The following is a 13,997-nucleotide window of genomic DNA, read 5'->3' on the forward strand; positions in this document are numbered from 1 at the left end:
AGGAAATTTCCAGACAGGTCAAGTGGCTTATGGAGAATTCTCAACAGGTTTAATCAGAATTGAAGAATTAACGAGCGATGATGTAGAGATGTCTCCATCCCAGGCTGCTGAATTTACGAAAATTTGGAGAGTCTCAGCCCAATACATCGATCCACTCACTGGAGTTTCGGCCACTGTTTTTGAATCCTCCGACGGAACCAAGTGTCTCGCAATTCGCGGCACTGAGCTTGAAGACAAAGATTTATTAGCTGACGGAATTCTAGCCTCTGCTCTGCCTGCAGTGCTTAATCCTCAATACGCTATGCTGCAGTTTAAATTAAATGCTTGGCTGAATGATCCCAATATTCTTCAAGGTCAAACATTTACTGTTACCGGTCACAGCCTGGGTGGTTATCTGGCTGCTGCAATCAAACAAAACTTTCCGCAAGTTACGGAAGCTTATCTTTTTAATGCCCCTGGCGTTGGTGGGTTGATGGGCAATCTGGCGGACGTCATCAGCGACGTCTTTGGTCTGAACACGATCGATGAAAGTAATATCTGGAATCTACGCGGTTCCGAAGGCTTTCCAATCATTGCAAGTTTAGGGTATCAACTTGGCTCGCCGGTCAACATTCAAACTGAAGCTTCTAACAACAATCACAGCATCGTATTGCTGACCGACGCGCTTGCTGTTTACTCGACCTATTCTCAGCTTCTGCCCGATCAAGAAATTCAACAGATGAGCACGCTGATCGATGCGTTTGGCTCAACCAAGGATATTGGCGGATCGAATGCCAAAACCCTTGAATCGGCTGTGGATGCGTTGCGCACCATTTTAATCAATCCCGAAAATGGAAAAATTGTGCTGGGTGAAAATCACAAAACTTCCATTGACAACCGCGATCAGTTTTACGCCCAATTAAATAATGAAACATTCAAGAATAAGCTAGCGGAGCTGGCTGACAATGTCGAATTGACGCCCTTCTTCGATCTTTCCACCAACGACATTCTCTCCAAATTGGAAAGCAACGATCAGCAAGGTCTCGCCACGCGCTTTGCGTTAGTGGCACTTAATCCCTTCATTCTGGAAGGAGAAACTATCGATTATGAGGCTTTCAACACGTACGGTGCCCTGGAACTCTTCGATTTGGAAGCAGGCGCCGGTACCTTGACCTCGTCCTACATCATTGATCGCTTGACGATGCTGATACGCAAAAACTGGTTCAACATTGAAGACAAGAATCCGCTGGATTCTACCATCGAGCCGAGTTCGAGCAATCATCGGTTTCAGAATATCAACGATTACTCTGAAGACGTCACTTCAGGATACAAAATCTCTCAAGGTGAGTTAACGAATAAAACGCCGCGCTATTTTTTTGGTGGCGATAGCTGGGATAGTCCTGCCGCTTCCGCCGTCGAGGACCATTTTTATGGCGGCGAAGGCGATGACATGCTGAAGGGACTCAAGGGAAATGATTATCTGGAAGGCGGCTCCGGATTGGATACTTACATGCTGAATCCCGGCGATGGCACCGATACCATACTGGACACAGATGGAATGGGTGTTGTTGAATTCGGCGGCACTGTCGCGCGTGGTAAAAGCGGTGTAACCGATCGGAAAGATTGGATAAAAATGGGTGACAGTTGGATAGATCAAAAAAATGATCTGATTTATTTACGTGCTGTCCAGGACAACGGCAATTCTGACTTGTTCATCAGCTATGTCGGTGCCAACGACAGCGCGAGGGTGCGGATCAAGAACTGGAGCAATGGTCAGTTCGGCATCACGCTTGGCGAAAATGCTCAACCCGAATCTTTGATGTTCGATCGCATTATCCTGGGTGATCTCGAGCCTGAAAAGCCGACTCAATACGATGAATTCGATAACCTGATCGTCACTGAAGAAGAAGATCCCGATCGCGAAGATATGTTGTTCGGCAGCGCCGAGAACGATCATATTCGCAGTCTGGGCGGAAATGATGAGGTTGATGGCAAAGATGGCAAAGATCGTATTGAAGGTGGCGCAGGAGAAGATGTTCTCGCGGGCGGAAAAAATGATGATCTCATGCTGGGCGGTACTGACAGCGACATCATTTCTGGTCAACAAGGCAATGACCGGCTTTACGCAGAAACCGAATTTACCTTGGATGACGCTTACATTCTCGGCAAAACTCAAACAGGTACTGGCAAGCGAGGTGACCTTCTTGATGGCGGTCTTGGTAAGGACATACTCATGGGTAATGCCGGGAATGACATATTGATGGGCGGCCTAGGTGAAGATGTTTTGGTCGGCCTGGGTGGTGACGATATGATAGAAGGCGACGTCAGTTTTGGATTAGTCGAGCGCAATTGGAATATAACTCAATCGGTCAACACCGTCGGTAACACAACCCATTATTCACGTTTCTACAATTTTAATACTGTCGAAATAGGAGGAAATGTAGGTGATGATGACGTCATTTATAGCAGTACCGGAAAAGACTGGATATTTGCGCAGGGTGGTAATGATTTCATCGATGCCGGTGCAGATGATGATGTTGCATTTGGTGAAGCCGGTAATGACACACTGCTGGGACAAGCAGGAAATGATAAGTTATTCGGAGATAACTCACCCAACCGTCTGAATGCATCGCTCCATGGCGATGATTATCTCGATGGTGGAAATGGGAAAGATGAATTATTGGGAAACGGCGGTTCGGATTATCTGCTAGGAGGTGCAGATAACGATCTATTGATTGGTGACGCAATCGATATTCCTCTGGTTTATCAAGGTGATGATGTATTCGATGGCGGAGCTGGCGATGATGTACTTTCTGGCGGTGGTGGTAATGATACGCTCGATGGCGGAGAAGGCAATGATGTGCTGCTAGGCGGTGTAGGTGATGATACCTATCTCAATGTCGAAGAAGGTGATGTCATCAATGATCTGAATGGCCACTCCATAATTGTACTGGCCGATACCAGCCTCGCTTTGGATAACCCAGAATCAGAAGAACCTTCTCAAATGACATGGCTGGAAGATTCCAGCACTTTGCGCATTACTCAGGCTAATGGTGGCATTCTTGATTTGAAGTACGCCATGTATGGTATGAATGCCCAGATTCAATTCAATGGCAGCAATTCCGTCGACATGGAAGCGTGGATCAGTGAGAATTTACATGAACCTGTCATACTGAATTTATCATCTCTCGGAGTAATTTCCGATGAACCCATCAACCAAGCTTATGGTGGTGCCGACGATGATCTGCTTCAAGGTAGTACTCATGACGACTCGCTGAGAGGACATGGCGGTAATGATTATTTGTTGAGTGGCAACGGCAATGATCTAATCGACGGCGGAGTTGGTGATGATGCACTATTTGGCGAGGCTGGCAATGATACGCTGCAAGGCGGGTCGGGCGAGGATCGATACACCGGTGGCAGTGGCGCCGATAGCTATATCTTCAACCGTGGCGATGGTGGAGACACTATAACTGCAACGAATAGCGACGATGCATCCGGTGACGAGGTTCATTTTGGTGCAGGGATCACTACAGCTGATCTTCGCTTTTTCCAGTTAGCCAATGGTGATCTGCTGCTACGTATTGCTGACACTCAAGATAGCCTGCTTTTCAAAGAATGGTTTACCCAGGGGCCGAATATTACGGCACTGCGGTTCAGCGACGGGACAATGATGAGTGTGGACGAAATAAATATGTTGGCCACAGGCATTCTCGGAGGAACAATACATGATGATACGCTCGTCGGAACAGTCGCCGACGATCATATTGAAGGGTATGCCGGCAACGATATTTTGGATGGTCGGTCTGGCAATGATCTACTGGTGGGCGGAGAAGGCGAGGATACCTATCTTTTTGGTTGGAATTCACAAGGTAACGATATCATTACAGAACTTGCCGGCAGCAATACAATCGCATTGGAAAAAGGGACTGTGATCGCTGACTTGCGGCATGCGCAATACGGAGATGACCTGATTATATCTTTGCGTGGCAGCACCGCCACACTCACCTTGAAGGATTACTACTTATTCTCGCAACAATGGAGCATTCGGGTAGAAAACAATGTCATGCTCGATATGGCCGAGTGGTTGGCTTTGCCCGAACCTGCGATTGATCTTGAACAACTGGAAGCAGACTTCCTGGAGACGGCACGTACGCAGTGGGCAAATTCTTTATTGAATAATGAATACTACAATAATTTAGGATCCTTAGAAGCAATCAATCCTACAACGTATCATGCAGAATCCGTCAGTACCTATGAAACAAAAATTGACACTCATCATTTTACAATAGTGAACACTACAGCCGATACTTCCTTCATACAACGGCAATCGAATAGCGAAAGTTCCTCCAGCACGCGTATAGATCTTCTGAATCCCAATCCTGCTGATACTGCGGATCGGGGACAGGAGCCTCCATCTGAAAAACTGCTATTCGTTCCGGTCCACGAATGGGCGCAACTGTATAAAGAACCTGTTTCAGATATCGAGATCTTCAACGGCATGACGCCTGTCTACGACACGTATAATTTACTAGTCGGCTTCATACTCGATTTTTCATTCTTTACCACACCTAAGGTGGTACAAAACCATTGGCAAACTCATACAACGACCAATGCCCAGGTCGAGCACATCCAAGGCGGCGACAGTGATAATGTCATCATAGGCTACAAACACGGCGATGATTATCAGTACAGCAATGGAAACGAACCCAGCGATTCCAATTCCTGGAACGAAGTTTCAATTATCGATGGAGGAAACGGTAACGATACGCTCTATGCTTCCGGAAAAATTCACCTTAACAGTGAAGTCTATTATTACACCGATACCTCCCCGAAAGTTGGCGGCTTTCTGTATGGTAATAACGGTAACGACAACTTATATGGCAATCATGCCCGAGATACATTGATAGGCGGCGATGGCGATGATGTTCTCGACGGCGGCTTCAGTCAAGACAGCTATTTCATGTTCGCTGGCGAAGTGGGAATCGATGTTATTTGGGATACCGGAGCGCAAATACGACAAAGCGGGAGTTTTTTTAAAGATGAGGTAAATATTGGTTTAAATTATACCCTGGAACCTAAACCCATCGCTCAGGACACGCTCCGCCTCGTCGGGATTAACCCTGGGGATATCAGTTTTACATGGGGCGAGCGTATGGTCGGAGGCATACGCGAAATCAGAGAAGAAGATGAAGACCTCCGATTTGTTGAAGCACTACATACTCAAACTACTCACGCCACTCTCACCCTATCCTGGACAGGCGGCGGTGTCGAAATCGTTCTACCCAATTCGACCGATTTGCCCGGTTTTGGGTTAGAGCGAATTCAGTTGGACAACGGTAATGAATTCACAATGGCCGAATTAATTGATTTTGCCCACCCAACTTCAACGTTGAATCCTCAAAACCAAGATAATGTCTTGGCTGGGCAAGACTCGAACGATGTGCTGTATGGCGAAGGAGGCAATGACACACTCATGGGTGGACAAGGCGATGACATTCTTGCCGGTGGATCAGGCAATGACACTTTGACGGGTGGTCCCGGCAACGACAGCTATTTATTTGACCAAGGCTTTGGTAAGGATACAGTGAATAATCACGACACGACTACCGAAGAATTTGATTACATTGAGTTCGGTCATGGCATTAGTGCCGATAAGGTGCGCGCTAGCCGCAGCGGCGATCACTTGGTGCTGACCGTTCTTGATGCTGGTGATGAACTCACGGTGCTTGATTACTTCGCAGATAACGGAGTTTCACCCTCTTCTGTTGAAGAAATTAATTTCTCTGATGAGGATGTCACTTGGGATCTGGCCGCAATCATGGCGCGACTGGAAACGAATCACGCTCCCGAATTATCGATTGCCTTACCCGATCAGAAAACGATCCTAGGAAGCACTTTCAACTATGCCATTGATTCACATACATTCACTGATCCTGATGCCGTGGATAATCTCAGCTACAGTGCACTACTGAGCAACGGTGGAGCATTACCCGCATGGCTTCATTTTGATGCCTCAACTCAGACTTTTATCGGTACACCCGATACCCCAGGAATACTCAATGTGACGGTCACTGCTAAGGACAACAACGACTTGACGGTATCAGACACTTTTACGCTCACCATCCAATCCGAAACTGGAATTCTTCGTGGCACATCCGGTTCCGATATCTTGAAGGGAGAATCAGTCAATGACATATTGTATGGTTTTGCGGGTGATGACACATTATCGGGCAATGCAGGAGATGATCGGCTGAATGGTGGTTCTGGAAACGATACGCTAATCGGTGGAAGCGGTAACGATAAACTCAGTGGTGGCAAGGGCAGAGACCTCATGCTTGGTGGAGTCGGCAATGACGTGTATCGAGTTGACAATGCCAATGATTTGACAGTGGAATACCGCAATGAAGGAATTGACCGAATCTTCAGCACGGTCACGTTCACCTTGGGCAAACACTTTGAGCATTTAACCTTAACCGGTACCTCATCCATCGATGCCACCGGCAATGATCTTCCCAATATCATCGTCGGAAACAATTCCGCCAATCGGCTCTTTGGCGGCACCAGTAACGACACGTTGGATGGCAAAGGGGGCAAAGATGAATTAATTGGTGGTTCTGGTAAGGATATTTTCAAATTCACTCAAATCGACTCTATCGACACGATTACCGACTTCTCAGTCAGGAACGATACCCTCAAACTGGACAATGCAGTATTTACCGCACTCAGTCACGATGGATCTTTGCCAAGTAGCAGTTTCAAAATAGGTAATTTTGCAACAGATGCCGATGATTATATTCTCTATAACGCTGCAACCGGGGCATTACGCTACGATGCTGATGGTAATGGTGCCACAGCTGCGATACATTTTGCCACGCTCAGCGCAGGCTTGGCGCTGACGCATACCGATATTGTCATCATCTGAGTAGCTTAAAAAAGCAGCTATGAAGGTCAGGCAATCAAAAGCAGAATAACGTACCCCGCTGCAAGCAGCGGGGTATTAACTTGCTCTTCAATCTGTTGGTTTTCAACCAGCTTTCGCCCCAAGAGGCGATGAATTAAACCCGAAGCGATTAAATCACTACAATATCCGCATGCGTCAGGGCTAATCCGGTGCCGATCGTAGCGATCTGTGTGATGCCGCCGGAACCATTACCGTTAGCATCGTAAATCAACGCGCCAGTCGCACTGTTGTAAATGATATGATCATTGGCATCCAGCGCTTTGGCACCGACCCGGAATTGACCAGCCGCCAATACGCCTGGATCAGTCAACGCGTTGAACACGCTGTTTTCCAGCTGGATCGTGTCATTCGCGACGTGATAATCCGTAATCACATCCACGGGTCCTTTGCTGGTAAATTTGAAAATGTCATTACCGGCACCCCCCGTTAATCGATTGATGCCATATCCCCCATCCAATATGTCGTTTCCTGCGCCGCCATTAAGTTGATTGGCAGCCGCGTTGCCGGTAATCACATTCGCTAATCCATTACCTGTGCCATTGATGGCGTTAGTGCCGGTCAGGATCAGTTTTTCGACATTGACAGGCAGAATGTACGTAATGCTGCTGCTGACCGTATCAATCCCTTCATTTGGTTTCTCCATCACGATATCGCGCGTATTCTCGACAAACAACGTGTCATTGCCGGGTCCGCCGATCAGCGTATCCGCTCCCGACCATCCGCGCAGAATGTCATTGCCTGCTTGCCCATCCAAGATGTTGTAGGTCGAATTACCCGTGAGCGTATCTCCAAATTTACTACCGATCAGGTTTTCCACACCCGTCAATGTATCCCGCCCAGCACCACTAGTATTTTGCGGAGTCGTGATATTGAGTGAAACCGTTACTGGCCCGCTGGCTGATGCATACGTAACCGTATCATTGCTTGAAGTTGTGCCTTTCAGAATGGTATTACCGGGTGTGCTCGTCAGCATGACGGTAAAATCTTTAGATCCTGTGAGCGCGGATGCAACGTTATCGGTAATGCTGGCGTTGATCGAAAATGCACCGGAAAAATTGGGAGCCGGTTTAAATACTACGCCCGCTAATAGCGCGTTCACATTCGCAATAGCGCCGCTGGCTTCCCATTCACCTGTTGCTGCATCGTAGCTGGAAGTCACTCCACCCGACGTAGCCGTGCTCAACTTACCGGCGGCGGCATTCGACAGGGTCAACGTGGCAGTCACCGTCGCATTGTCGGCATCACTGATGATGATGTCCTTCAGGTTCAACGGCGTATTTTTGGTGTAATTCTCCGAAGCAGTAAGATTGGCTACATTCGGGGCTGTGTTGTTGATGAACAGAGATTCCCAGGGAGTGATACTGCCATATTGATAAGTGCCTGTGATATAAGCATCCATATCCCCATCGCCATCCATATCGGCAAAAGTCAATGTATCGATGGATGCACGATAAGAGCCGTCCAGCAATCCAAAGGTACTGAAAACGTCCTCGGAAAAAACAGGATTCTTGGCTGTTCCGGTATTCCGAAAAAAATGAGTGGCGTCGGTGAAAGCATCAAGGTCACCGTCTTCATCGATATCAATGAATGTCGGGTTTGAACCGCTCAGCCCAAATGAATCGACCATGGGTTGCGCAAATGCTGGTTTGCTCATCGTGCCCACATTCTTGAAAAACAGATTGGCCACGAACAAATCCAGGTCACGATCATTATCAATATCCACAAACGTCGGTTCGGCATAACTCCCTATATCCTTCAAACCAAACGGATTAGTCACGGGAGCGGCAAATCGAGACGCATGATCAGTACCGGTATTCCGGAAAAACATCAGATTACCAGCATCATTCCCAATGAAGGCATCGAAATCCCCATCGTTATCGATATCCACAAGCACTGGACTGGCAAAATCACCCACATCCTTCAACCCGAATGCATTTACGATCGGTGAAGCAAAAAGCGGTTGCTTCGCGGTGCCGGTGTTTTTAAAAAAGAGCGTATTGCCGCTGGTATTGCCGCCATAGGTATATCCCATGCCTACAAACGCGTCTAAATCTCCATCACCATCGATATCTACAAAAGTGGGATCAGAAAAATAACTGGTTTCATTGAAATTAAATGAGTCCCCGGAAGAAAAATAAGGCAGGGTTCCTGGACCGCTATTCTGAAAAAATGCAGTGTTGCCACTGACATCTCCGATCACCGCATCGCTATCGCCATCACCATCGATATCCGCAAAAGTGGGATTAATGATATAGCCACCGGCTTCATTCAAGCCGAACGGATTTTTGCTATCGAGATGAAATAATGGCTTCTCGGATGTACCTATGTTTCTGAAAAACTGTAACCCGCCGCCGCTGCTATAATGCTGCATACCGACAAACGCATCCAAATCGCCGTCGCCATCGACATCAACAAAGGTTGGGAAGGAATATCCATTCACTTCGTCCAATCCAAAAGGATTCAGTTGAGGAGAAGCCGAAAATATTGGGTTGCTGGCTGTGCCGGCATTCTTAAAAAATAATGTGTCACCATTGTAATTTCCCGCAAAGGCATCCAAATCGCCATCACCGTCGATATCCACGAATGTGGCATTTCCCAGCGTCTCTTTCGTGCTCAAGCCAAACGAGTTAGCAACAGGCGCAGCAAATACCGGATTAACGGCCGTTCCAGTGTTCCGATAGAAAACAGTTGTGCCGTCTGCTTTCCCTGCAAATGCATCCAGATCACCATCATTATCAATATCCACGAACTTCGGATTGATTGCGCCCGTTTTCAGGCCAAAGGGATTGGTAAGAGGTGCCGCAAAGACTGGTTTCTTAGTTGTGCCAACATTTCTGTAAAACAATGTATTGCTATCGCCATTACTGACAAAACCATCTAAGTCGCCATCGCCATCGATATCAGCAAAAAATGGACCTGATAAACTGCCCACGTCACCCAGACCCAGTTGGTTCAGGCCCATAAAGCTAAATACAGGATCAGACATAATATAATTCCCCATAGTAGATAGAATGTTAAATGTATTACCGTGCTCAGCTGATTACAATTTTTTCAAAAACCGCTACGTAGGATCAATGAGTGACCCCCCATTTTTCGGGTTTAGATCATGCGATGCATGACTAATTCATGGATTTTTCCCATTACTTGAATCTGAGTATTCCCATTAGATACGAATGATTGATCCAATGAAGTGTTTTATTGCACATGAGCAAACTGACTACATTGCAATAACATCACCAAAAACAACGAATCATAGTGAAATCTGTTGCGTGCATCAGAAGCGAGCAAGGAAAGACCGGCAGAAAACTTACGGTGGATTGTTCCAGAGCAATTTTGCATATTAGTTTTCATTGTCTTAAATGTCAGCTATTACGATTCATTCTGAGTGAATCACGCAAACCTACTATGAAACTGTATGAGAAGGATATCTTTGAAGGATCTTAGATTTACCAAATTGATAAGTAAATAAGATAATACTTATTTCTCCCTAAGCATTATCTTAGAAAAAACTCGGCAAACTCTACTCTGCTCCAACTTTATCGGAGTATGTTGAAATCACAGGTTCGGCGCGCTCCTTAAGTTTCTTAAGCTGCGCATTTTAGCCGATGCGGCTAATCTGATCGTCACTCGTTATTTGCGAGATTTTTAAAGGAAGGGTAACGTTCAGCGGAATGGAGAAGCACACGACAACGAAGTCTTGATGAGTGCTAAAAACAGCTACTGATCAAAGCGATATAGCACGTCATCTTTTACAGATCAGTAGACTGAAGAGGAAAAAACCTCATAATGAAACGTGAACAAGGGAGCTGCTAAAATCGGATGTAGCTTAAACATACTAAAATAATTACCTCATTTTTTAGCTTAAGTGCTCTATACTAAAGTAAATGCAAATATGAGGCTGCTATGAAGCGCTTCAACATACTTCTCAAAACTATCATGAATACTGTGTCTTTTTCTATAGATAAGGTATTCATAGCATTTTATACAAAATAGATATGCTAATTGTTCGTTTAAGAATCAACTGCTTAATAGAGACTTAGACTGAATATGAAAATTAATAATGAACATTGCAGCGATAATACTGGGAATTAAGAGAAAAATATGCCTATTATGGTCGAGCTGAATAGCACCAGTGGAAGTTATACAGAAAATCAAGGCGATATGATTCTTTTCGCTGCAGCTAACTTTCTTTCTAGCGATGATAGTCTTGTAGATATCGTACAAATTACATTGGGTAGTGCACTTCCGTCTGAGCTTCTTTTAGCTCCTTCTTTGCCAACACATTACATATCTTCCTATGATTCAATTACTGGTGTACTTACCATCAGTAGTGATACTGGCGATATTTCAGACGTCAACTGGCAATCAGTGCTGCGCTCAGTGCTTTATAGCAATTCTTCGGATGATCCGCTTGGAACTCATGAAATCTCGGTTGTCGCATTGGATACGATTGGGCCGGAAACATCAGCTAGTATTCCAATAACCTATACTCTTACAGTAGTAGCATCCAATGATGCTCCTGTAATTACTGGTGATCTTACTGCAACAATTAGCGAGGCAAGTGATTATGTGTTTACAGTGGTTGACCTTGACGAGGTCGATCCAGATGATGCTGCTGGGGAATTAATTTATACATTGATATCACAAACGAATGGCGTTGTTAAGCTTGATGGTTATACGACCTCATCGTTTAGCGCTCAAGATGTAATCGATGGCAAAGTTAGTTTTTCGCATAATGGCTCTGAAACGCTCAGTGCCGGTTTTGAATTTTCATTATCTGATGGCAGTGAAAATGGTATTCCACCAGCTACAGGTATATTCAATTTTATCGTGACACCCACCAACGACCCACTCACAGGCGCCGTGACGATAGAAGGAACCGCGCAGGAAAACGCCACGCTCACCGCTATTACCGGCACCATCGCGGACACCGATGGATTGGGCGCATTCAGCTACCAATGGCTACGCGATAATGTCGCGATAAGCGGTGCGACAAACGGCAGCTATACGCTGAGTACCGCCGATATTGGCGCACAAATCAGCGTCTCGGTCAGTTACACCGACGGACAGAGCACACTTGAGAGCCTAACCAGCGATCCGACTGTGGCTGTGACGGGCGCGAATCAAGCTCCAGAGCTTGCAATGCCATTGGTTGATCAAGCAGTGCAATATGACACGACTAACTGGAGTTACGATGCCGGTGCGTCTTTTAGCGATGAAGATTCTTTGTTTTTTAGCGCTACGCTCGTGGGTGGGGGAGCTTTGCCCGCCTGGATTCAAATCAATGAAACGACCGGAATACTAACGGGAACACCTAATTTTAGTAATTATGGAACTTACGCGCTGGAAATAATTGCCACTGATACTCGCGGACTTTTTGTTGAGGATACTCTAACGCTGACAGTTACTGCGTTTGATACAGGTCAGTTGCTAGTTAATACCAGTGCAAATGACGTTTTTGCCGGTACAGGAGCAAACGATACCGTTACCTATGCGTATGCGACAGCCCCTGTCACGATCTCTTTAGCGCTGACAGGTTCACAAAATACGGGTGGTGCTGGACTAGATATATTAAATAATATCGATAACTTGATCGGTAGTAGTTTCGACGATAATTTGGTAGGAAATTCACAAAATAATATTCTCGACGGTGGTATTGGCACCGATACTTTAGCAGGTGGATTAGGTAACGATAATTATATCGTCAACCTCGCGAGTGATATCGTTATTGAAAAATTCAATGCGGGCATTGATACAATCAAGAATAGCGTCACCTACACTTTACCCAGTCAAGTTGAAAATCTTACTCTAATAGGCACAGCAAATATTAATGGCACAGGCAATACTTTAGCTAATTTGATCACTGGAAATTCAGCAAACAATACATTGAATGGCGGTGCCGGCGCAGATATTATTATCGGTGGGCTAGGTAATGATATTTACTTTGTTGATAACGCAAACGATATCATTTCTGAAAGCTTGAATGAGGGAATTGATAAAATTAACAGTGGCATTACTTATACCTTGCCTAATGAAGTTGAGGACCTGACGTTAACGGGTACCGCACTCATTAATGGTACTGGCAATGGTCTCGCTAACATTTTGTTAGGAAATTCGGCAGCTAATGTGCTTGATGGATTGAGTGGTGCAGATACGCTAAAAGGCGGAGCTGGTGACGATACTTATATTATTGATAGTGTAGGAGATATCGTTACTGAAAATCTAAATGCCGGTATCGATACGGTTAACAGCAATATAACTTTTACCTTGAAAAGCAATATTGAACATTTATTACTAACCGGTACTGCAGCCATTAATGGTACCGGTAATGTTTTGGCCAACACAATCACTGGAAATGCAGCAGCGAATTCGCTCAATGGCGCTACGGGAGCAGATACCCTTATCGGTGGATTGGGTGACGATATTTATACGATTGATAATGCGGGCGACATTATTGTTGAAAATCTCAATGAGGGCATTGATAGAGTCAATAGTAGCGCGAGTTATGTGTTATCAGATAATGTGGAAAATATTACCTTGATTGCGAGCTCAGCAATTAATGCTACCGGCAACGGAATAGCTAATACTATAGTTGGAAATTCTGCGTCAAATCAGTTAATTGGAGGAGGAGGAAATGATATTCTCAATGGCGCAGCAGGTAATAATACGTTAACAGGCGGTACGGGTAAGGATTATTTTCAATTTAAAACGGCGGATCATATTACAGGTGGCCGGATTGATACAATTACCGACTATAACGTGTTCGATGACACCATCAAGCTTGAGAATAGTATATTTACGGTGTTTTCCAACATGATTACGCCCGATAAAATACCTGCCGATCAATTTGTAATCGGTACGCAGGCGCTGGATGGCAATGATTTCATTATCTACAATAGCGCTACAGGTGCAGTGCTATATGATGCCGATGGTAATAGTGCTGGAGCCGCGGTGCAATTTGCGACACTGAGTACCGGATTGGCATTGACTAACTGGGATTTTCACGCGATTTAAGTTCAGGCGCTTTAAGAATAGCTATTACGCAATTTTTGTA

The 13,997-nt window shown here is 45.5% G+C and carries 3 protein-coding genes; 2 read left to right on the forward strand and 1 reads right to left on the reverse strand.

Annotated elements, in window-relative coordinates; translation table 11 throughout:
• Positions 1–88: 88 nt before the first annotated feature.
• The gene (locus ABF87_RS15360; protein ID WP_275689470.1) at positions 89–6,904 is read left to right on the forward strand and encodes a putative Ig domain-containing protein; all 6,816 of its coding nucleotides are present in this window, start codon (positions 89–91) and stop codon (positions 6,902–6,904) included.
• Positions 6,905–7,052: 148 nt separating this feature from the next.
• Here the strand turns inward: ABF87_RS15360 and ABF87_RS12765 are convergent, their stop codons facing one another.
• Positions 7,053–9,929: an FG-GAP-like repeat-containing protein gene (locus ABF87_RS12765; protein WP_160829502.1), complete on the reverse strand. Its 2,877-nt coding sequence runs from the start codon at positions 9,927–9,929 to the stop codon at positions 7,053–7,055.
• Between the two features lie 1,115 nt (positions 9,930–11,044).
• On the opposite strand from ABF87_RS12765, the gene ABF87_RS12770 reads away from it, so the two are divergent.
• A complete protein-coding gene (locus ABF87_RS12770; protein ID WP_160829503.1) occupies positions 11,045–13,957 on the forward strand; it encodes a calcium-binding protein in 2,913 nt (970 codons plus the stop codon).
• The last annotated feature ends 40 nt before the right edge of the window (positions 13,958–13,997 follow it).

The organism is Nitrosomonas sp. JL21, assembly GCF_009833095.1.
Taxonomy (GTDB): Bacteria; Pseudomonadota; Gammaproteobacteria; order Burkholderiales; family Nitrosomonadaceae; genus Nitrosomonas.